19 protein-coding genes, 1 pseudogene and 1 riboswitch are annotated in these 22,011 nt (G+C 35.7%); of the genes and pseudogenes, 9 read left to right on the top strand and 11 right to left on the bottom strand.

Annotated features, from left to right (window positions below; translation table 11 throughout):
• Positions 1–71: 71 nt before the first annotated feature.
• Complete coding sequence (locus BQ5209_RS07250) at positions 72–674, top strand: peroxiredoxin C (protein WP_085247873.1); 603 nt, start codon at positions 72–74, stop codon at positions 672–674.
• Between the two features lie 89 nt (positions 675–763).
• Here BQ5209_RS07250 and BQ5209_RS07255 read toward each other — a convergent pair whose 3' ends face one another.
• From BQ5209_RS07255 to eco, 8 genes and pseudogenes are all read right to left on the bottom strand, one after another.
• The gene (locus BQ5209_RS07255; RefSeq protein ID WP_085247874.1) at positions 764–1,078 is read right to left on the bottom strand and encodes a DMT family transporter; all 315 of its coding nucleotides are present in this window, start codon (positions 1,076–1,078) and stop codon (positions 764–766) included.
• A 28-nt stretch (positions 1,079–1,106) separates the two neighbouring features.
• Complete coding sequence (locus tag BQ5209_RS07260; RefSeq protein WP_085247875.1) at positions 1,107–1,430, bottom strand: DMT family transporter; 324 nt, start codon at positions 1,428–1,430, stop codon at positions 1,107–1,109.
• Positions 1,431–2,128: 698 nt separating this feature from the next.
• A complete protein-coding gene (ribB, locus tag BQ5209_RS07265; RefSeq protein ID WP_085247876.1) occupies positions 2,129–2,767 on the bottom strand; it encodes a 3,4-dihydroxy-2-butanone-4-phosphate synthase in 639 nt (212 codons plus the stop codon).
• A gap of 162 nt (positions 2,768–2,929) precedes the next feature.
• A riboswitch (FMN riboswitch) is annotated at positions 2,930–3,111 on the bottom strand.
• A 110-nt stretch (positions 3,112–3,221) separates the two neighbouring features.
• Positions 3,222–4,067: an ABC transporter permease subunit gene (locus tag BQ5209_RS07270; RefSeq protein WP_085247903.1), complete on the bottom strand. Its 846-nt coding sequence runs from the start codon at positions 4,065–4,067 to the stop codon at positions 3,222–3,224.
• A 156-nt stretch (positions 4,068–4,223) separates the two neighbouring features.
• Positions 4,224–5,108, bottom strand: a pseudogene (gene potH, locus BQ5209_RS07275) (putrescine ABC transporter permease PotH); the annotation flags it as partial.
• Positions 5,109–5,414: 306 nt separating this feature from the next.
• Positions 5,415–6,551 (bottom strand): putrescine ABC transporter ATP-binding subunit PotG, encoded by a 1,137-nt coding sequence (potG, locus tag BQ5209_RS07280; RefSeq protein ID WP_085247877.1) that lies wholly within the window; start codon positions 6,549–6,551, stop codon positions 5,415–5,417.
• Positions 6,552–6,652: 101 nt separating this feature from the next.
• The gene (locus BQ5209_RS07285) at positions 6,653–7,762 is read right to left on the bottom strand and encodes an extracellular solute-binding protein (RefSeq protein WP_085247878.1); all 1,110 of its coding nucleotides are present in this window, start codon (positions 7,760–7,762) and stop codon (positions 6,653–6,655) included.
• A 339-nt stretch (positions 7,763–8,101) separates the two neighbouring features.
• A complete protein-coding gene (gene eco, locus BQ5209_RS07290) occupies positions 8,102–8,596 on the bottom strand; it encodes a serine protease inhibitor ecotin (protein WP_085247879.1) in 495 nt (164 codons plus the stop codon).
• A 102-nt stretch (positions 8,597–8,698) separates the two neighbouring features.
• On the opposite strand from eco, the gene ydiK reads away from it, so the two are divergent.
• Positions 8,699–9,751 (top strand): AI-2E family transporter YdiK, encoded by a 1,053-nt coding sequence (ydiK, locus tag BQ5209_RS07295; RefSeq protein ID WP_085247880.1) that lies wholly within the window; start codon positions 8,699–8,701, stop codon positions 9,749–9,751.
• A gap of 211 nt (positions 9,752–9,962) precedes the next feature.
• Positions 9,963–11,318, top strand: coding sequence for a CDP-diacylglycerol--serine O-phosphatidyltransferase (gene pssA / locus BQ5209_RS07300; RefSeq protein ID WP_085247881.1), 1,356 nt, complete (start codon positions 9,963–9,965; stop codon positions 11,316–11,318).
• 651 nt (positions 11,319–11,969) lie between these two features.
• Here the strand turns inward: pssA and guaB are convergent.
• From guaB to ubiG, 3 genes are all read right to left on the bottom strand, one after another.
• Positions 11,970–13,436, bottom strand: a complete 1,467-nt coding sequence (gene guaB, locus BQ5209_RS07305) for an IMP dehydrogenase (protein ID WP_085247882.1) — start codon at positions 13,434–13,436, stop codon at positions 11,970–11,972.
• 220 nt (positions 13,437–13,656) lie between these two features.
• On the bottom strand, positions 13,657–14,997 hold the full coding sequence (gene gntT / locus BQ5209_RS07310) for a gluconate transporter (RefSeq protein ID WP_370737833.1): 1,341 nt from the start codon (positions 14,995–14,997) through the stop codon (positions 13,657–13,659).
• Positions 14,998–15,097: 100 nt separating this feature from the next.
• Positions 15,098–15,802, bottom strand: coding sequence for a bifunctional 2-polyprenyl-6-hydroxyphenol methylase/3-demethylubiquinol 3-O-methyltransferase UbiG (ubiG, locus tag BQ5209_RS07315; RefSeq protein WP_085247884.1), 705 nt, complete (start codon positions 15,800–15,802; stop codon positions 15,098–15,100).
• A gap of 535 nt (positions 15,803–16,337) precedes the next feature.
• On the opposite strand from ubiG, the gene BQ5209_RS07320 reads away from it, so the two are divergent.
• The 6 genes from BQ5209_RS07320 (at position 16,338) to licT (ending at position 21,872) form a co-directional block, all read left to right on the top strand.
• Positions 16,338–17,699, top strand: coding sequence for a sodium-dependent transporter (locus tag BQ5209_RS07320; protein ID WP_208609981.1), 1,362 nt, complete (start codon positions 16,338–16,340; stop codon positions 17,697–17,699).
• A 153-nt stretch (positions 17,700–17,852) separates the two neighbouring features.
• Positions 17,853–17,990, top strand: a complete 138-nt coding sequence (locus tag BQ5209_RS10810; protein ID WP_208609982.1) for a PIN domain-containing protein — start codon at positions 17,853–17,855, stop codon at positions 17,988–17,990.
• Between the two features lie 27 nt (positions 17,991–18,017).
• Positions 18,018–18,419 carry an NYN domain-containing protein gene (locus BQ5209_RS10815; RefSeq protein ID WP_208609983.1) on the top strand — a complete coding sequence of 134 codons (402 nt, stop codon included), beginning with the start codon at positions 18,018–18,020 and terminating at the stop codon, positions 18,417–18,419.
• Between the two features lie 22 nt (positions 18,420–18,441).
• Positions 18,442–18,561 carry an LOTUS domain-containing protein gene (locus BQ5209_RS11025; protein WP_208609984.1) on the top strand — a complete coding sequence of 40 codons (120 nt, stop codon included), beginning with the start codon at positions 18,442–18,444 and terminating at the stop codon, positions 18,559–18,561.
• A 407-nt stretch (positions 18,562–18,968) separates the two neighbouring features.
• The gene (htpG, locus tag BQ5209_RS07330) at positions 18,969–20,843 is read left to right on the top strand and encodes a molecular chaperone HtpG (protein WP_085247885.1); all 1,875 of its coding nucleotides are present in this window, start codon (positions 18,969–18,971) and stop codon (positions 20,841–20,843) included.
• Positions 20,844–21,026: 183 nt separating this feature from the next.
• Complete coding sequence (licT, locus tag BQ5209_RS07335) at positions 21,027–21,872, top strand: BglG family transcription antiterminator LicT (protein WP_085247886.1); 846 nt, start codon at positions 21,027–21,029, stop codon at positions 21,870–21,872.
• Positions 21,873–22,011 lie beyond the last annotated feature (139 nt).

The following is a 22,011-nucleotide window of genomic DNA, read 5'->3' on the forward strand; positions in this document are numbered from 1 at the left end:
TTGGACAATAGGTTTTAATTGCTATAATGCTACGCAACGTGAATTGCACTTAACTAGAAAGGAGAAATACTATGACATTAGTCACTCGCAAAGCACCAGATTTTACATCAGCAGCGGTTTTAGGCACTGGTGAAATTGTTAACAATTTCAATTTATCACAACATATTAACGGTAAATATGCTGTGGTATTCTTTTGGCCAATGGATTTCACTTTTGTTTGCCCATCAGAAATTATCGCTTTTGATCACCGTTTAGAAGAGTTTAAAAAACGTGGCGTTGAAGTAATTGGTGTTTCAATGGACTCAGAATACGTACATAATGCATGGCGTAATACCCCACAAGATAAAGGCGGTATTGGTGAAGTTAAGTTCCCAATTGTTGCCGATATCAAACATTCAATTATGCAAGCTTATGGTGTTGAGCATCCTGAAGCCGGTGTCGCACTACGTGCTTCATTCTTTATTGATAAATCAGGTATTGTACGCCACGAAACAATTAACGATTTACCAATTGGACGCAACATCGATGAGATGATTCGTATTGTTGATGCATTCCAGTTCCACGAAGAACATGGTGAAGTTTGCCCTGCACAATGGACAAAAGGTAAAAAAGGCATGAAAGCAAATCCAAACGGTGTTGCTAGTTTCTTAAAAGAGCATGCTAGCGAAATTTAATTTTTTATTTATCCTTATCATATTATTTTACGCTTTGCGTTGCCGGAGTTTATCTCCGGTTTTTTATTTTAAGCTTAGTTCTTAACAGTTCACAAAGTAACATGTAAACCAATAACACCAATAATAATAATGGTAAGTCCAAATAAACGTGAAAAGTTTTTAGGTTCATTAAATAACAACATACTTGCTAACACCGCCCCTGATGTGCCAAGACCCACCCAAACAGGATAGACAATACTTAAGTCAAGATAATGGAGCGACAAATAAAAAAGTACAAAAGAAACAAAAAATCCTCCCCAATATAATACAAATCTAAATAGGCTTTTTTTCTCAGCATATAACTTAAGTCCAATCGCTCCAATTACTTCAAAAACTGATGCAATTAATATTAATAGCCATCCCATGATCAAAATTGTCCTTTATTATATAATATCAACTGTCCGCACGTTTTAGCTGTACAACACCAATGATAATTATCACTACAAAAAAAAGTTGAATTAATTTAATCTCTTTATCAAAAAATAATATATCAATCATTGTTGCGCCAACTGCACCAACACCCGAAAAGATGGCATAAACGGTTCCTGTGGGAATTGTCTTGCAAGCATTAGTCAAAAGCGTAAAATCAATAATAATGAGTGACACAATAATAACCCATTGCCAAAGCTCGGTTGCGATACTAAATCCCAAAATCCAACACAATTCAAAAAAGCAAGTCAACACCACAAATGCCCACTCTCTATTAACGCTAAACATAGCTACCTCGCTTTTGATAATTTATTTTGTGCCATAATCAATTTTTTGCTGCAAATTTTTTTAATATAATGCTTGATTTTGCTCTATTGCCGATAAGCAACGACAAAACAAAAGATGGTTCGCAAATGGAAAATTTGCCACCAAAAGATCTTAATAGTTAAATATTCCTAACCATTAAATAAAAAAGCCTGATGCTTATAATACACCTTCACCATTTTATGCTTATTTTTCAAATAAGTAGTTAATTCTATAATGAAGAAATCTAAATGGCAAGAACAAAATTGTATACATCAATATTTAACAGTTTATCTAAATTAGCTTCTCCTTTATATCGTGTTGCCTTGGAAGGAACCTCTGTGATGCATCGCCATAATTAATACCTAAAGTTATTTTAAAGCGTTCGTTTCTACAGGTTAAGGGAACGAATTGTTTTAATCAGGATTTTTTAGCACGTTCTAAATGGTCAGACGCTGACCATTTAGAACATTTAACCAAATCGGTGACAATTATTTTCATTTATGATGTATCACCCTATCTCTTTTCTGCCATAAAATGTTGGTTTTGTTATATGTATATTCATTACCGTAGTTTTCAAATTACGGTTAATAATACTAATAATTTCCACACACAGTTATCATATCAAGTGGCTAACCATATACCCATTCACTATTAACCTAGCGCGATACGACTAAATCGAATTACATGGATTTACGATACTCAACAATATCTTCAATAGTCACCACTGGCATGTTGTATTGTTTAGCAAAATTAACCACCTCTGGTGCTCTTGCCATGGTGCCATCATCATTTGTTAATTCACACAGTACGGCAGCGGGTTTTAAGCCTGCTAACGTGACTAAATCAATTGATGCTTCGGTATGTCCACGACGAACTAAAACACCGCCCTCTTTAGCAACTAAAGGAAACACATGCCCCGGATGATTAAGATCGCTCGGCTTTGCATTGTCATTCACCGCAGCTTTAATAGTTGTAACGCGATCAGCAGCCGATACACCAGTTGTAACTCCATTAGCGGCTTCAATCGAAATAGTAAATGCTGTATTGTTTTTGCTGGTATTATTTTCCACCATCATTGGCAAATCTAACTCTTCACAACGTTTGTGTGGTAAACATAAACAAACAATACCACTGCCGTAACGAATCGTCAGCGCCATTTGCTGGCTAGTGATGGACTCGGCAGCCCAAATAATATCGCCTTCGTTTTCACGATCTTCATCATCTAAAACAAGTACCCCTTGACCGGCTTGAATTGATGCAATCGCTTTTTCGACACGTTCAATGGGGGTTCCAAATTCATGTAAATTAAACTGATTCATGGTAAATACCTATATATTTTTTAACTTGCTCATTTCATTATTTACTTAATTAAATTTAAATAGCTATTTAGCTATCAATTTAGTTAAGTATAAATAAAATACCAGAATCAGGGCAGTGCTTGACCTGCGTGACTTTGCCTTTCAGCAAATATAGGAAAGATAAGCAACTCTCTTTTATCCAGACTTTAACTGTCGGCTTTGGAATTTCACCAAATCTGCTTGTCCTTAATCTAAAAAACCTAACCAAGCAATACGAACAATTGCCGCAGATAAATAACAATTTAGATTAAGCGCTCGTGGGCTATACCACCGGTGGGGACTTACACCCCGCCCTGAGAATTTTGCCAAAAAAATTGACTAGTCACACTATAATACAAAATGACTAAAAAGACACGGAGATTTTAAAACGAAATATTGCCACAAAGTGCGGCAATATTTATTATAAAGGAAAGGTTTAATGCATACGCGTTTCGTTAATGCGGCGGCGCTCTGCATTACGCATCCACAACCACGAAACAAAACCAATAATACCAACAATTAATAATATAATTGTGGCTAAAGCATTGATCTGAGGATCAACTCCTAAACGCACTTTTGAAAATATCAATTTAGGTAACGTCATAGCGCCGGGTCCAGTTACAAAATTAGCAATAACCACATCATCAAGTGATAATGTAAATGCTAAAAGCCAACCAGACACTAATGCCGGTGCAATCATTGGCAACGTAATGATAAAAAAGACCTTCAAGGGATTTGCACCAAGATCTAATGCTGCTTCCTCAATTGACTTATCTAATTCGCGTAACCTAGCACTAATTACCACTGTCACATAGGCAGTACAAAATGTAGCATGAGCCATCCATATAGTGATAGCACCACGATCTTTTGGCCACCCAAGTACCTGTCCCATTCCCACAAATAACAATAACAAAGCCAAACCAGTAATAACATCAGGCATAACTAGTGGTGCAGTTGTCATAAAAGAAAATAGATTAGAACCGCGGAATCGTCTAAAACGAATTACCGCATAAGCTGCTAATGTCCCAAGCACAACCGCAAAAGTTGCAGCACCTGCCGCAATCGACAAGCTCAGCCCAACGGCTTTAAGTAATGTTTCGTTATGAATTAGCTCAAAATACCATTTGATTGAAAAATCCGCCCAAACTGTCACCAAACGGGAACTATTAAACGAATATACAATCAAAATAATCATTGGGATATATAAAAACGAAAATACTACCAAAAAGATAAGTCCTTTCAAACATCGAAAAAACAGCGCAATAGTAACTAAAGCCGTCATTATGAAACTAAAAATAAAACAGTTGCAATAAAAGCTCCATTCTCCCAAAAGTGCAAGTCCCGATGACGAAATCAAAACACTCAATAAAATCGCACCAAGCAATGACGAAAAAAATACAATCAGAGCCGATCGCATGATAATAGGCAAATTGTTCATCTATTTACCTCCCATTTGTCGATTTTGGAATTTATTGAAATAATAAATTGGTACAATTAGGATCATCAACATCACACTAGCAACCGCTGATGCTGCTGGCCAGTCATGATTGTTAAAGAACTCAGTCCAAAGCTGTGTACCAATCATAATTCCCTCTGAAGGACCTAATAATTCAGGAATAACATACTCACCTACAGCAGGAATAAACACCAACATGCCACCAGCAATAACCCCATTTTTGGTTAACGGCACAATGATATTAAAAAATGTCTTAATCGGTTTACACCCTAAGTCTAATGCGGCTTCGATTAACGTTGAATCGACCTTACTTAACGATGTATAAATTGGTAATACCACAAATGGTAAATAAGAATAAACAATACCAATATATACAGCAAAATAGGTTTTCATAATAATCAAAGGCTGATCGATCACGCCTAACCACATTAAAAAGTGATTTAATAAACCATTGGGATTTAAAATACCAATCCACGCGTAAACACGAATTAAAAACGATGTCCATGAAGGTAAAATAATCAGTAACAATAAAATGTTACGAGTTGACTGTTTACATTGAGAAATAGCCCAAGCCAACGGATAACCAATCAAAATACAAAGCACAGTTGAAATCGCTGCAATCTTAAGCGATTGCAAATACGAATCAATATAAATTGTGTCGCTGATGAGATTTAAATAATTACCAAAATTTAACGTAATATTAAGCAAACCGTCTTCATAACTTAATAAATCGGTATATGGTGGTACAGCTAAGGCAATTTCAGAAAAACTGATCCTAAATACAATTAAAAATGGCAATAAAAATAGCAATAGCATCCATAAATATGGAATTGCAATGACAATTAACCGCCCATAAAGTGTCATCAGATCGGCTTGAGATCGTTGTTGTTGCATTTTTTTATAAGCAAAATAAACTGCCACAAGTCCTGCAGGCACAAATAATATACTGCCTGCAATAATCAGCCGATAAGCAAACTTAGATGGCCTATAATTTGCTAAATATAAGCCTAAGCATGACAATAGAAAACTTAATGTCATTGCGGTAAATAGCGCATCTAAAAATAAGTTATCAAACGCCCCTGTTGTTGCAAAACGCAAATAAACATTGAGCAACACAAATGCATTTAACAACAATCCTAATACAATGGATCGCATTATGATATCCTCTTATGTTTATTCGGTAAGCACAACACAACTATCGACTTCCCAACTTAGATTAACTATATCACCCCAAGTTGGCATCCCCTTACGATAACGGTACTCATTTTGCAATTGAGCTATAATTATTTGCCCACTTGGTAATTTAACGTGATAAATAGACAAGTCACCTAAATAAGCGATTTCGACCACTTCACCAGATGCAACGTTATAGCTCTGTTCTGGAATTTCGTCACATAGCCTAATTTTTTCAGGGCGCAAGGCAACTTTAATTGGCACACCTTCCACCGCGGGTGAATCATAATCCACTTTCAATGGATGTTTGATTGTAGGGCAACTCAAAATCAGACCATCTTCTAATGTTTCTTGCAAGATACCGTCAAAAATATTAACCGAACCAATAAACTCGGCACTATAACGGCTATTTGGATGTTCATAAAGTTCTTCAGGCTCACCAATTTGTACAAATTGACCTTTATTCATAATAGCAATACGGCCAGCCATGGTCATGGCTTCTTCTTGATCATGCGTAACCATAACACAAGTTGCTCCCACTTGTTCTAAAATGCTTACCACTTCAAGTTGCATCCGATCACGAAGTTGTTTATCAAGAGCCCCCATAGGCTCATCAAGTAACAATAATTTTGGTCGTTTGGCTAAACTTCTGGCTAAAGCAACGCGTTGGCGCTGACCACCTGATAGTTGATGTGGTTTACGTTTGCCAAATTGTTCCATGTGTACAAGCGCTAGCATTTCTTCAACGCGTTGTTTGATTTCGTTATGATTTAATTTATCTTGTTTTAAACCAAAGGCAATATTTTGCTCAACCGTCATGTGAGGAAATAAAGCATACGATTGAAACATCATATTAATTGGGCGATCATAAGGTGGAACTTGTGATAAATCTTTACCATCAAGAATTATTTGCCCCGACGTAGGCTGCTCAAAACCAGCAAGCATACGCAGTAAGGTTGATTTACCACTTCCCGATGCTCCCAACAAGGCAAAGATTTCTCCAGTATAGATAGTCAAATTGACATCATCAACGGCATAATAATCATCATTAAAAACTTTAGTTAAATTTTTGATCTCCAACAATGGAGTTATCATCTTTTTTTTAGGCTGTACCTGATTTGTTGTTTTATCGTTCACTCTTTTTTCCTCATAACAACAAGCCAAAAAAACGAGACGGAAAGACTAAATAGCCTCTCCGTCTTGAATTATTATTTAAAACTCGATATACAAAATATCGATTATTTTCCCGTTTTAAGTTTAGTCCATGTACGGGTAATTACCCGTTCAAGTTTAGGATTTTTTACTTGTAAAGTGAAGAGTTTTTTCATCACTTCTGGTTTTGGATAAACCGCTGGATCATCTTTCACTTCTGGTTTTACAAATTTGTCGTTGGCTTCTTTATTGGCGCTTGCAAAGTTAACATCGTTAGTCACTTGCGCAGCAATTTCAGGTTTCATAACAAAATTTAAAAACTCGTGAGCTTCGTCAGGGTTTGCTGAATCTTTTGGAATAGCAAAGGTATCAAAAAAGACTAATGCACCTTCTTTGGGTATTTGATAGCCAATATGCACGCCGTTTTTCGCTTCATTCGCTCTATCACGTGATTGCAAAATATCGCCCGACCAACCTAAAATCACACAAATATCGCCATTGGCTAAATCAGTAATATATTGTGAAGAATGAAAATAACGAATATTTGGGCGTACCTTTTCTAACAGTTCATAAGCGACGCCTGTGTAGTCCTTCGCATCGGTACTATTTGGATCTTTACCTAAATATTGAAGTGCGCTAGCAAAGATTTCGGTAGGTGCATCTAAAAACGCAACACCACAATCTTTTAATTTTTCCATATTTTCAGGTTTAAATACTAAATCCCAGCTATCAACCGGCGCATCATCACCTAAGCGCTCTTTAACTTTATCAATGTTATAACCGATACCAGTTGTCATCCACACATAAGGAATAGCATATTTATTATCGGGATCGTGCGTTGCCATTAATTTCATTAAATTTGGATCTAAGTTTTTCCAGTTAGGTAATTTACTTTTATCTAATGGAAGATAGATATCAGATTTAATCTGTCTAGCTAAAAAGCTATCTGAAGGAGAAACCACGTCAAAGCCAGAATGACCGGCCATTAATTTACCTTCAAGCGCTTCGTTTGAATCATAAACATCATAAACCAGTTTAATACCAGTCGATTTTTCAAAATCTGAAATAGTATTAGAACCAATTTGACCTGCCCAATTGTAAAAATGCACAACACGATCTTTAGCAATAGCAGATTGAGATAACGCTAGTGAAACACCAGCCACGATTGAAAGAATTGTTTTACGTTGAGTAAACATGCTCACCACTTCTCCTCTAGTTGTAGGGATATTACATGTTAGACACAAGCCCATTGCAAAGACACAACGGACCCCCAAATTTTGCTATCGGCGTTGTTAATAATGATATCAATTAACAATATAACGAACAGTTAGCGAAACCGAGGTAATCAGGCAATCACAAGTCATTAATAAAATTAATGAACAAGTAGAGCTAACCTTGCATTACGAGGGATAAAATACCTTTTTTTTGAAATATGTCCACTTAAAAAATCAAATATTAAAAGTTTAGGTATTGAGTGACTATATTTTAGCCACTCAAGGAGTAAGTAACAACCAATTACCAATTAATTAACGCGATTATTCGACGCTAGCTTGCATGATTTTAGTATTTGGTTGCCAAACACGATATTTAACTTGCAAATCGTTTGGCACATAAAAAACTAACGGCATACTGCTGTTATAATTAAACAAACCTAAATTATGGTTAATTGTCACAAATCGATTTTTACTGCTACCTTCAGGGCAAGCCATTAATGTCGAAATATTACCAACAGTTCTTTCAACCACATAATAAGAGTATCCCCAACCTTTAAGCTCTTCTTGCTTAACTACACCGCCTAAATTATGTAAATTACAATCCACATTCATCTCTTTACCAATGATCACTTCAACTTTTGCATTATTTTCGTTAGCAATAGTTGGCAAATGAATAGCATAACGAGTAAAACCAGCTTGAGCTGTTGGAAATGGTGCTGTATCATTAGCATTTTGCGCAACTGGTGGCAGTTTTTGTGAATTTGCACACGCCGTCAATGTCACACCTAATAATGTTAATAAAAGTAATTTTTTCATTTCAAATCTCCACTAAAATAATTAATCATAAACACCATCGTATTAATTTTGATTGATAATACGTATAATAACGCCCTCTAGATTAATAAATATGGTACAAAAATGCCAGCAGAAAAATATACTTCTGATTTACTTAAATTGATTTTAAACCTGTTAATTATTGGGTTGCTAATCATTATTACCTATCGTGTTATTGAAGTTTTCTTATTCGGATTCTTCTGGGCAGTGATGGTGGTGATTACTACTTGGCCATTAATGATAAAAATTCAACATAAACTGTTTAATAAACGTTGGCTATCATTACTAGTAATGGCTCTGATATTGGCATTTGTTTGTATTATACCTTTTATATTAATTATTAGTTCTGTAGCACAAAATGGTCACTACCTTATTGAATGGGCAAGAACGCTATCGCATCAAAAACTACCAACGCTTGACTGGCTGGAGAGTATACCGGCATTTGGTTCTGAAATACATCAAAATTGGTTAAACCTAATTCAAACAGATGGTTCTAATTTAGTTTCAAGCATACAGCCTTATGTAGGCACCATGATAGGCTGGCTACTTGAACAAGCCACCAATATTGGTATATTTATCTTTCATGCAGGTGTAATGATTATTTTTAGCCTACTGCTCTTTTTAAAAGGCGAAAGCATTACCAAATACGTCTACCTATTAGCTAACAGATTATCAAAACAATATGGTAAAACCACTGTCACGTTAGCGGGACAATCCATTCGCGCAGTCGCACTTGGCGTTGTGGTTACCGCCATTACCTTAGCCTTAATTGGTGGATTAAGTTTTATATTAACCAGCATGCCGTTACCGGGCGTACTGACGCTAATCTTATTTATTTGCTGTGTTGCACAAATTGGTCCTGTAGTTGTTATGCTTGGGTGCATTTTTTGGCAATTTTGGGCCGGCAACACTATTGCCGGTATTATATTAATTGTTGTGGCAATCATCTTAACCACGTTAGATAGCGTCATGCGAGCTTACTTGATAAAAAAAGGTGCCAATTTACCATTTTTACTCATATTATTTGGGGTGATTGGTGGTCTACTTGGCTTTGGCATAATGGGGCTATTTATTGGACCTGTGGTACTCGCATTAACTTACAAAATAATTCAAACATGGGTTGATGAACAATCTTAAACAATTTATTATCACCCGGTAATTAAGCATAAACAAGTTGCTAACGGCTTGGTGCGGCGTAATATAGCGTTATTAGTACGTAACAATCTAAAAACAATTTTGCAAAAATGCACACAATTTAAAAGGAGTGTTATTTTTACTGGTATTATTTACGTTACGTTAGATAATCACTACTCTAAAGTAACTAACCAGTTATAATGATAAATAAACCATGAGAATACCATTTATAAAATACAATCATCAAAAACATCTTGATGAATTAGCTAAAATTCATCAAGATGCTGAACAATATCATATATACTCGAATCCTAAGGCGTATCGATTAGCTTTAATTGAAAGTATAAAAAAAGCCCAGCGCCGTATTTATATTGTTGCACTTTATCTTGAACAAGATGAAGCAGGTCAAGAAATTCTTAACGAGCTTTATCAAATCAAACAGCAACGCCCAAATTTAGATATTAAAATATTTGTTGACTGGCACCGCGCTCAGCGAGGACGAATTGGCGAAGATAAAGCCCATACCAACGCCAATTATTATTACCAATTAACACAGCAAAACCCAGATATTGATATTCCTATTTATGGTGTGCCAGTTAATCGTCGAGAGATACTGGGCGTACTACATCTTAAAGGCTTTATTATTGATGACACTGTCATTTACAGTGGTGCGAGCATTAATAACGTTTACTTACATAAACGTGATAAATATCGTTATGATCGTTATCATTTTATAACTAACCGATTATTAGCTGACAGCATGGTGCAGTTTATTCACGACCATTTTTTATCATATCAAGCGCTACAACTGCTTAATACTGGCAAGCACAAAACACGCAAACAACTCAAGTCTGAAATCAAAACCCTACGTCAGAATTTAATGGATGCTAGTTATCAATACAGCGCCAATACCGACAACCAAACTTTATCGGTTGCGCCAATTATGGGGCTTGGCCGTAATAATGTATTAAATAAAATCATCCATCATCTCATTAATGTAACCGAACAAAAAGCCATCTTTTGCACGCCATATTTTAATTTGCCAGGCATTTTAGTGCGTGATATTATTCGACTACTACGCAAAGGTCGTCAAGTTGAACTAATTATTGGCGACAAAGAGGCCAACGACTTTTATATTCCGCCAGACAAACCTTTTAACATATCGGGTGGACTACCCTATTTATACGAAATCAACTTAAGAAGTTTTATTGAGCGCCTACAATATTTTATTGATAAAGAACAACTTATCATACGCCTATGGAAGGACGAAAATCAAACTTATCACCTTAAAGGCATCTGGATAGACGACAAATGGGCACTTATAACCGGTAACAACCTAAATCCGCGTGCGTGGCGACTTGACCTTGAAAACGGCATATTAATACACGATCCGAAACGAGAATTAAGTGACAAATTCAACCAAGAACTTAACGCTATTCGCCAAAAAACCACATTAGTTACGCACTTTCAGCAAATCCAAGCGAGCCAATTTTATCCAAGCCAAGTCCATAAATTAATAAAACGGCTTAGCCGAATAAAAGTTGATAGAATTATTAAAAGGCTATTATAAGCCCGTTTTGATTAGTCTTTTGCTGAAAAGCCTGAAAAATTTTTAAGAAAAATCTGTCCTGACAAAGTTAACCTCGCCAAGCATCCCTGTTTGGCGCGCGATCTCGCCTATTGTCAGCAAATTCTAACGCCGGATTAATGACAATATCAACCTTTTGAAGTTATGAAAATTGAAATGTTTTTTTCATAAAAAAAGATGAGGTAACAAGTTTATTTTATTTACAATTTTTATTTTTTAAGTCAATCACGTACTTGTAAAGTGATGTTATTTTTGCGGCGGAGCTTTTTCGTACTTTGCAAAGTGCTGACAACGAAGGCCGGCTAGCTCGTAAAACAAGGGATATTTGCCGTGTTTATGCTTTGTCTGGGACAAATCACAAACGGTGTATTAAAACCTAACGACAAATTTTTCAGAAAAAATTTGATCATCTAAGCAAAGCGAAGATAGCTTCGAAGAGGCTAGTATCATGAATGATACGAGTAATTACTAAGGAAATTGCTCAATTTCCTTAGCTCAAATGTTATCACTATTGCTACTTATTTCACTAAAAAGTGACAAAATGTCCAAAAACTAACAGCCTCCCAAAGTTATTAAATAGCATTTTGATTTTATTAAAAATATAAAATAAAAAGAGGGAGGAATCCCTTCTTTTTATGCGCCAGCTCTATAATTAGGTGGCTCTTTGGTAATTAGTACGTCATGTACATGACTTTCTTTCATGCCTGCGCCAGTAATGCGATAAAATTTGGATTTAGTCCTTAATTCATCAATTGTTCCACAACCGGTCAGCCCCATGCAAGATCTTAATCCACCCATTTGCTGGTGAATTATCTCTTTTAATAGACCTTTGTAGGCAATGCGCCCTTCTATTCCTTCTGGTACAAGTTTGTCGGCAGCGTTGTCAGTTTGGAAGTAACGATCAGAAGATCCTTTTGCCATTGCGCCAAGTGAGCCCATCCCACGATATGATTTATATGCTCTACCTTGGAATAGCTCGATTTCGCCAGGAGCTTCTTCGGTCCCGGCAAACATTGATCCAACCATGACACAAGAGGCACCTGCTGCGATGGCTTTAGCTATGTCGCCTGAATAGCGAATTCCGCCATCAGCAATAACAGGAATGTTGTGTTTTTGTGCAACCTCAACAGCGTCCATAATGGCACTAATTTGCGGTACGCCAACGCCAGTTACAATGCGTGTTGTGCAAATTGATCCCGGACCAATTCCCACTTTCACAGCGCTAACGCCTGCATCAATTAAGGCTTTAGCGCCTTCACTAGTAGCTACATTACCACCGATAATTTGTAAATCTGGATAGACTTTTCTTGCTTGGCGAATACGTTCAAGTACGCCTTGTGAATGGCCGTGTGATGAGTCAATCAATAATACATCAACACCCGCTTCAACTAATGCAGCAATGCGTTCTTCGTTCCCTGCTGCTGCACCAACAGCGGCGCCTACGCGTAAGCGACCTTTCTCGTCTTTACAAGCGTTAGGCTTTTGTTCCGCTTTATTGTAATCTTTAACGGTGATCATGCCTTTTAGGTGGAATCGAGCATCAACCACAAGGACTTTTTCAACACGGTGTTCATGCATTTTTTGCAGTACGATTTCACGTTGCTCACCTTCATTTACAGTCACTAACCGTTCTTTTGGTGTCATCACAGCGGTAACGGGTAAAGATAGTTCGGTTGCAAATCGGACATCGCGTGCTGTAATAATACCAACAAGCTCTTGAGTTTCGGTTACAACTGGAAAACCAGCAAAGCCATACTCTTTAGCTAGTTCAATAACTTGCTGTATGGTTGCCGTTGGTAAGACTGATACCGGATCTTGTACTATACCACTTTCATGTTTTTTAACGCGCCTTACATGATTGGCTTGGTTTTCAATTGACATATTTTTATGAATAAAACCAATACCACCTTCTTGCGCTAGTGCAATGGCTAATTCAGATTCGGTTACTGTATCCATTGCTGCTGACAACATTGGAATATTTAATTTAATTGTTTGGGTAAGTTGAGTACTAATATCAGCTGTATTAGGTAATACCGTTGAGTGAGCTGGGACTAATAACACGTCGTCAAACGTGAGAGCTTCTTTAACTATACGAGACATGACAATATTCACCACTGGTTGGATTGTTGATAAAATATTGCCGAGGCATTCTACTTACTTTTGACTCAAAAGGCTAGTGGAATTTATATTTATTCGAATAAATATAAATATAAATATAAATATAAATAAGATAAATTTAGATTAAATAAAAATAGATGGAAAGTACCTCACCAATTAAATAAGAACTGATGAGGTCCAAAAACAAGCAATTATAGTTTTATTAGATAAACATATTAATAGTTAAGCATCCCACTAATCCGCAAACTGAAATCACTGTTTCTAAGAGTGACCATGATTTCATGGTTTCAGTAATACTTAAGTTGAAGTATTCTTTAAACAACCAAAATCCAGGATCGTTAACGTGTGAAAACACCACACTACCAGCACCTGTGGCAATCACCATCAGTTCAGGGCTCACCCCTGTTGCAGCAATTAAAGGGAATACTATACCACCTGCTGTCAATGCCGCAACAGTTGCAGAACCAAGCGCTAAACGCAGTAATGCAGCAATTAACCACGCCATGACAATTGGTGAAACATTCGATGCATGCATCATTTGTTCAATGTAAACTTTAACACCACTATCGACAAGCACTTGCTTAAATGCTCCACCACCGCCAATAATTAACAGCATCATGGCAATAATTTTGATTGAATCAACCAAAGTTGAATTAACTTCAGCCATGGTGCGCCCACGTAAAATCCCAAAGGTAAATACCGCAACTAATACTGAAATTAAAGTTGCAATGACTGGATCACCCAAAAATTCTACATAAGGTAATACCACATGTCCTTTATCTAAAGTCATATCGCAAACTGCACGAATCGACATTAAAATAACAGGAATTAAGGCAGTAAAAACACTTACCGCAAAACTTGGCATTTGATCATCAGTGAATTTTTTAGAATTATATAAACCCTCTTCAATTGGATGGTTAATTACACGAATAAAGGGTAATTTTGCTAATACTGGTCCAGCTAAAATTACCGTTGGGATAGCGATGATAGTACCATATAGTAAAGTTCGCCCCATATCAGCTTTAAAAATTTCGGCGATCGCAGTTGGTCCCGGATGCGGAGGTAAAAAACCATGAGTTACCGATAACGCAGCCGCCATTGGAATACCAATATAGAGTGGCGATATTCGTAACGTGGCAGCGATGGTTAATACTAATGGCAATAATAGAACAAAACCAACTTCATAAAAAAGCGCAAAGCCTACAATAAAACCAGTTAGCGTAACAGCCCATTGAATTTTTTTATCACCAAATGTATCAATAAGCGTTGTTGCGATACGTTGCGCGCCACCACAATCGGCCAATAGTTTTCCTAACATTGCCCCAAAGCCCATAATTAAGGCTAAACTACCGAGTGTACCACCTACCCCATTTTTAATGGACTTTACAACATCCATTACTGGCATACCTTCCATTATACCAACACTAAGTGCCACAAGGATCAGAGCAATAAAGCCATTTACACGAAGTGGTAACATTAAGATAAGTAGCAGAGCTACACCAATAGCAATTATCATTAACGGCATAAATACTTCCTCTAAAATAAAATAATCCGTGTTATCGGTAACATGCGAGATTATAAAGGAAATTAAAAAAAATACTGGGGAAAATATCTAAATTGAGAATTTGATCACATTTTTAAAATTAATCTGATTTTTGAGCCGTGATGATATAATTAACATCCACATTTGGTCCTAATTTGAATTCATTTTTAAGTAAATGATACTCCATACCAACAATATCTTTAACATCTAATCCAGCAAGTTCAATCCAGCTCATTAATTCTGACGGGCGAATAAATCGATTAAAGTCATGTGTGCCTTTAGGCACTAGCCGTGCAATATATTCTGCCCCATAAATCAATAGTAATTTAGCTTTCTGGTTGCGGTTAATGGTCGACAAAAAAAGCTTACCACCCGGTTTAAGTAATTTTCCGCAGGCTTGAATGATTGAAAACGGATCAGGGACATGTTCTAATAATTCCATGCATGTGATGACATCATAACCAGCTAAGTGTTGTTGTGCATGGTCTTCAACCGTTTGCTTTATATAATCAATGAAAAGACCACTTTGCGTAGCATGTATTTTTGCAACCGAAAGTGATTCATCAGCAAGGTCGATAGCGGTGACATTAGCGCCTAATTTTGCTAGGCTTTCAGACAATATTCCACCACCACAGCCAACATCAAGCACAGATTTGTTAGTCAGTGCTCCACATTTTTGTTTTACATAATCCACTCGCAGTGGATTGATTATGTGTAACGGTTTACATTTACCATTTGGATTCCACCAATCGGCAGCAAGTTGTGAAAATTTGTCTATTTCGTTTTGGTCGATGTTTTGTGACATGGTAACTCTTTAATATCAATAAAATCTAGAAGTAACTATATGCTATGTGCTTGTGATTATCAATAAATAGCCCTAATTATTCTTTTTCACTCGTAAAAGTAGTATTTAAAATAAGATTGATCCAGTTATTTTTTTATTAGTGATCCTTCCTTTACTTGCTAATATTATTAGTGATGCAATATGGTTTTATACCTATACTCATACACACAATATTATTCAAATAATGACCACTTTTAACATTTTATTTGCTCTTTCATTTTTACAATTAAAATTGCAATGATATCTTTCTTTTGTTGTTGCTATTTTCATCTTGGCAATATTAAAAATATTTAATATTACTTAGGACTTAAAGCTATAACCTCTAAAATAAATATTATATATTAATAAACGCTAAATTTTAGACAGATGTAACCAATAACCTAATGATATCTTGTTTATAGCTTTATTTCATGGCATGATTGAAAGTTCACGCATAAAAGGCATACTTTTTTCACAACGCAAATTAAACTAATTGAGATTAAAGGAAAAAATATTAATGAGTACTGGTACTATGAAAAAAAGTCACTCCCAGTGGAGCTCACGCATGGGATTCATGCTTGCAGCTGCAGGCTCTGCGGTGGGATTAGGTAACATATGGAAGTTTCCATATATGGCCGGCGAAATGGGTGGCTCTGCATTTGTGCTTACCTATTTGCTATTCATGTTTGTGATTGGCTTGCCAATTTTAGTTTTAGAATGGTTAATTGGTCGTCGCGGTCAAAAAAATCCAATTCATACGATGGAAGATGTGGCTGTTTCAGAAGGTCGTTCTAAATCATGGCGTTGGGTAGGTATCATTGGTGTAGTGGGTTCATTTTTAATTCTATCATTTTATAGTGTTATTGGTGGTTGGGCCACAGATTACATTGTTTTAGCCGCTCAAGGTACTTTTGAAGGCGCCAATGGTGAAGTTACAGGGCAAATTTTCGAAAACTTTCTAGGTAACGTTAACCATTTATTAACTTGGCATACAGTATTTATGTTTGCTACCGCATTTATCGTTGCTATGGGCGTGGGCGCTGGTTTGGAGCGAGCCTGTAAAATTATGATGCCTGGTTTAGGGGTATTACTATTAGTATTAGTTGGATATGCTGCTTATGTAAGTGGTCCATCTTTTGGTCAAGCGTTTAGTTTTTTATTTACACCTGACTGGTCTGCCATTAATGGTACGGCTATGTTAGCAGCGTTAGGTCATGCATTTTTCAGCCTATCTTTAGGTATGGGAATTATGATGGCATATGGTTCGTACCTTGGTAAAGATGTTAATCTACTTTCTACTGCACGCACTGTGGTCATCTTAGATGTCATTGTAGCAATGCTATCTGGTATGGCTATATTTCCTCTCGTGTTTGCTAATGGCTTACAACCTGGTGAAGGTCCTGGACTTATTTTTGTTACTTTACCTATTGCATTTGGTAACATGGCTGGCGGTACTATTTTAGGCGTATTATTCTTTATTTTCCTAACTTTTGCGGCGTTAACCTCTTCTATTTCCTTACTTGAACCGACCGTTGAGTTATTAGAAGAAAAAACACCAATGGGAAGAAAAACAGCCACAATTGCAAGTAGTCTTGTTATTTGGGCTTTAGGTATTGCTTGTTTATTAGCATTCAATGAATGGTCTGAAGTAAAACTATTTGATAAAAATATTTTCGATTTACTCGATTACCTGACCAGTAAAATCATGTTACCACTTACAGGATTAGGTACTGTAGTATTTGGTGCTTGGATGATGAATCAAAAACGCATCCGCGAAGAGTTAAATTTGAGTGATTTTTGGTTTAGCATTTGGACTATACTAACTCGTTACATTGTTCCTGTTGCGGTTATCATAATTTTGGTTTATGGATTTGTATAAAGAACCATTGCACATTCAGTTTTCAGTTAAAAGCCTTGTTCTATCAAGGCTTTTTTGTTTAAATTTACTACAGATAGCATAAAATAATCTTTGTATTACCGATAGTTATAACAAAAAGTCGTATATACATATATATTTTATAGGAAAAATTAAATGAGTAAATTGACTCCCAAATTAGCTGTTTTTATTAATGCAGATAAGATATCTTCAGATATTGTAGCATCTTTACTTGATGAAATGGCTAAATATGGGATCATTAGTGTTAAACGCCTATATGGGGATTGGAGCTAGCCTCAACTAAATAAATGAAAAGAACAGTTGTTACCTTATGCCATTACTCCAGTTCAACAATTTGCTTACACAAAAGGTAAAAATGCTACAGATATTGCTATGGTCATTGATGCTATGGATTTACTATATAGCAACCTCTTTGATATATTTTGTATTATCTCTAGCAATAGTGATTTTACAAGGCTTGCTCTTCGCATAAGAGAAAATGGTATCGCTGTTTATGGTTTTGGCGCTAATAACCCCCCTGAATCATTAAGAAAAACATGTGATAAATTTATCTATCTTGAAAATTCAACTAAAATTGAAAAAAACCTAACTTCAAATATTCTTGGACGTAAAACTCCAGAAGAATTAAAACAAGATAACGAGTTGATTGCTCTTATTAAAAATGCTATTAAACAAAAAGAAGATGAACTTGGTTGGGCATAACTGGGGGAAAGTTGGTCAGTATATGAATAATATTAGATCTGATTTTGATTCTAGAAATTATGGCTACGCTAATCCATCAGGTTTGATAAAATACATTGATACCTTTGAATTTACATTAGACAATGTCTACAGCAAAAATTAGAGTAAGCCCAAATACAAAAACATAATTTTTACAAAACAGACTTTGACAAATAAAATCGACATTTGTTTAAACCTAACATGACAATTGCTAGTTTTTATAGGTGATAAATAGAGTAAATTTAGTACAGCAATTTTTTTCTAGTTCCATTTTTTCTCAAGTTATGAGGCATAATTCAAATTTTTACGAAAAGTTATGCTATAAAATTCATGTCTGCTATCCCTTGAAATTCGTTTTTTTATTCCCATATAACCATACATCAATTAATCAAACCATTAAGCTATTTATGCTTAAATAACGCTAAAGATAATTTTACAAAGCGACACCTAAACAAAAAGGTCAAATTAAATATCGCTTATTTTATTTTTTATGTTACTTGAGCTAATTAATTATATTTGAGGTATTAATCAATGAGCAAAACAGGCACTGAAACGCGTGGATTTCAATCCGAAGTTAAACAAATTCTACATTTAATGATTCACTCTTTATATTCAAATAAAGAGATTTTTTTAAGAGAGCTTATTTCTAACGCATCTGATGCGGCCGACAAACTCCGCTTTAAAGCACTTGAAAATCCAGATCTATATGCTGGTGATGGTGAACTTGGTGTGCGTATTTCGACCAATAAAGAAGCCGGCACTTTAACGATTGCCGATAACGGTATTGGGATGACACGTGATGAGGTGATTGAAAACTTAGGTACGGTTGCTAAATCAGGCACTAAAGCATTTTTAGAATCGATTGGTAGTGATCAGGCTAAAGATAGTCAATTAATTGGTCAGTTTGGTGTAGGTTTTTATTCAGCATTTATTGTTGCCGATAAAGTCACTGTTAGAACACGCGCAGCCACTGCAAAAGCTGATGAAGCGGTTAAATGGGAGTCAGCGGGTGAAGGTGAATATACAATATCTGACGATAATAAAGAAACTCGTGGTACCGAAATCACTTTACACTTAAAAGAAGACGAAAAAGAGTTTTTAGATGATTGGCGTTTGCGTTCTATCATTAGCAAATATTCTGATCACATTTCACTTCCTGTTGAAGTACAAACCACTGACGAAGAAAGCAAAGAAGTTAAGTGGGAAAAAGTTAACAAAGCCCAAGCACTTTGGACACGTAGCAAATCAGAAGTCACTGATGAAGAATACAAAGAATTTTATAAACACCTGTCACACGATTTTGCTGACCCATTAAGTTGGAGCCATAATCGTGTAGAAGGAAAACAAGAATATACTAGTCTACTTTACATCCCAGCAAAAGCACCTTGGGATATGTGGAATCGCGATAATAAACACGGCCTAAAACTTTATGTGCAACGCGTGTTTATTATGGATGATGCAGAACAATTTATGCCAAACTATTTACGTTTTGTTAAAGGCTTAATTGATTCAAATGATTTACCATTAAATGTATCGCGCGAAATTTTGCAAGACAACAAAATCACCCAAAACTTGCGTAATGCATGTACTAAACGTGTGTTACAAATGCTTGAAAAACTTGCTAAAGACGACAAAGAACAATATCAACAGTTTTGGAGTGAGTTTGGTTTAGTATTAAAAGAAGGTACTGGTGAAGACTTTGCCAACCGTGAAACAATTGCTAAATTACTTCGTTTTACGTCAACTCATACTGATAGCGATGCGCAAACTGTTGCGTTAGATGATTACATTAGCCGTATGCAAGAAGGTCAAGAAAAGATCTACTATATTACCGCTGACAGCTATGGTGCCGCTAAAAATAGCCCTCATCTTGAGCTATTCCGTAAAAAAGGCATTGAAGTATTATTATTGTCCGATCGTATTGATGAATGGATGATGAGCAATTTAACTGAATTTGATGGCAAACAGTTCCAATCTATTAGTAAATCAGACGAATCAATCGAAAAACTTGCCGATCAAGATAGTGAAGAGCAAAAACAAGTTGAAAAAGAACTTGAACCATTTATTGAACGAGTCAAAACCGCATTAGGTGATAAGGTGAAAGACGTTAAATTAACTCATCGGTTAACTGATACACCAGCAATTGTCACCACAGCTGCTGACGAAATGAGTACACAAATGGCTAAATTGTTTGCAGCAGCAGGTCAGAAAGCGCCGGAAATCAAATACACATTTGAAATCAATCCAGATCATAAATTGGTTAAACGTATTGCCGATACACAAGATGAAAGCGCATTTAACGATTGGGTTGAACTATTACTTGATCAAGCTTTACTTGCTGAAAAAGGCTCGCTTAGCGATCCAAGCAAATTTATTCAAACCATGAATAAATTATTAGCGCAATAGTAAATAATAGTCACCAACATAGCCCCGATAGATTAATATTATTGGGGCTTTTTTATACTAGTAAAAAAAGCCCAACTATATTTTTTCAAATAGTATGATGTTTATCACATTTTTTTATTTTTTTGCTTCCGATTTTTTTATAGCGGCTCATAATAGGTAAACATAAGGAATTGCTCATACCCAATGAAAATTTATAAAATATTAAATAACAATGTTATTGTTACCCTTGATGCGAAAGGCAATGAATTAATTGTCACTGGTCGTGGAATTGGATTTAAAAAGCGTGAGGGTGATTTAATCGATTCGAGTCTTATAGAAAAACAGTTCTCTCTAAATAATAAAGAAACATTCCCAAAATTTGAAGAATTGCTTTCAAAAATCCCCTTTGAAGTATTAACTACATCAGAAATTATTATTAATCATGCCAAACAATGCATAGATGGAAAATTACAAGACAGCATTTATATTTCACTAACCGACCATATTCATTTTGCCATTGAGCGCCATAAACAAGGGTTTGATATTCCTAATGGATTTTTGTGGGAAATAAAAAAATTTTACCCTAAAGAGTTTAGGATTGGTTTATATGCATTATCAATAATAAAAGAGCGATTATCCATTGAATTACCTGAAGACGAAGCTGGTTTTATTACTTTTCATATCGTCAATGCACAATTAAATGACACGATGCCTAATATTGTCAATATGACTAAAATTATGCGTGAAATTCTCAATATTGTGAAATATCATTTTAACTTTGAATATGATGAAAACAGCTTGTCTTATCAGCGCTTTGTTACTCATTTAAAATTTTTTGCTCACCGTATTCTAAGTCACAGCAAACAAATACAACAAGATAATTCTTTATATGAACTAGTTCGGCAAAAATATAAACTTGCCTATCTTTGTACTAAACAGATAGATTTACATTTAATACAACAATATCAACATCCGCTTTCTGATGACGAAAGCTTATATTTAACGATTCATATTGAAAGATTACGCACCGAATTGAAAAATATAATGTGAAGTAAATCACACTTTAGTCATTATTATTGTATAAATCTTACCTAGTTTTAAAATTTATGTTAGTCTAAATCAGTCATTAATTGGATTGTTATTGCAAAGTTAATACGGCTTACTTTGCAAGCAAAACCTAGAACCCCAA

It is taken from the genome of Gilliamella mensalis, assembly GCF_900103085.1.
Lineage (GTDB): Bacteria > Pseudomonadota > Gammaproteobacteria > Enterobacterales > Orbaceae > Gilliamella > Gilliamella mensalis.

Excerpts from the sequence above, each read along its gene's own strand:
- BQ5209_RS07255 (WP_085247874.1), bottom strand. The coding sequence starts at position 1,078 with ATGGGATGGCTATTAATATTAATTGCATCAGTTTTTGAAGTAATTGGA.
- BQ5209_RS07260 (WP_085247875.1), bottom strand. The coding sequence starts at position 1,430 with ATGTTTAGCGTTAATAGAGAGTGGGCATTTGTGGTGTTGACTTGCTTT.
- BQ5209_RS11025 (WP_208609984.1), top strand. The coding sequence starts at position 18,442 with ATGAATAATATTAGATCTGATTTTGATTCTAGAAATTATGGCTACGCT.
- BQ5209_RS07285 (WP_085247878.1), bottom strand. The coding sequence starts at position 7,762 with ATGTTTACTCAACGTAAAACAATTCTTTCAATCGTGGCTGGTGTTTCA.
- ubiG (WP_085247884.1), bottom strand. The coding sequence starts at position 15,802 with ATGTCACAAAACATCGACCAAAACGAAATAGACAAATTTTCACAACTT.
- BQ5209_RS07270 (WP_085247903.1), bottom strand. The coding sequence starts at position 4,067 with ATGACGGCTTTAGTTACTATTGCGCTGTTTTTTCGATGTTTGAAAGGA.
- ribB (WP_085247876.1), bottom strand. The coding sequence starts at position 2,767 with ATGAATCAGTTTAATTTACATGAATTTGGAACCCCCATTGAACGTGTC.
- htpG (WP_085247885.1), top strand. The coding sequence starts at position 18,969 with ATGAGCAAAACAGGCACTGAAACGCGTGGATTTCAATCCGAAGTTAAA.
- BQ5209_RS07250 (WP_085247873.1), top strand. The coding sequence starts at position 72 with ATGACATTAGTCACTCGCAAAGCACCAGATTTTACATCAGCAGCGGTT.
- eco (WP_085247879.1), bottom strand. The coding sequence starts at position 8,596 with ATGAAAAAATTACTTTTATTAACATTATTAGGTGTGACATTGACGGCG.
- licT (WP_085247886.1), top strand. The coding sequence starts at position 21,027 with ATGAAAATTTATAAAATATTAAATAACAATGTTATTGTTACCCTTGAT.
- BQ5209_RS07320 (WP_208609981.1), top strand. The coding sequence starts at position 16,338 with ATGAGTACTGGTACTATGAAAAAAAGTCACTCCCAGTGGAGCTCACGC.
- guaB (WP_085247882.1), bottom strand. The coding sequence starts at position 13,436 with ATGTCTCGTATAGTTAAAGAAGCTCTCACGTTTGACGACGTGTTATTA.
- pssA (WP_085247881.1), top strand. The coding sequence starts at position 9,963 with ATGAGAATACCATTTATAAAATACAATCATCAAAAACATCTTGATGAA.
- ydiK (WP_085247880.1), top strand. The coding sequence starts at position 8,699 with ATGCCAGCAGAAAAATATACTTCTGATTTACTTAAATTGATTTTAAAC.
- BQ5209_RS10810 (WP_208609982.1), top strand. The coding sequence starts at position 17,853 with ATGAGTAAATTGACTCCCAAATTAGCTGTTTTTATTAATGCAGATAAG.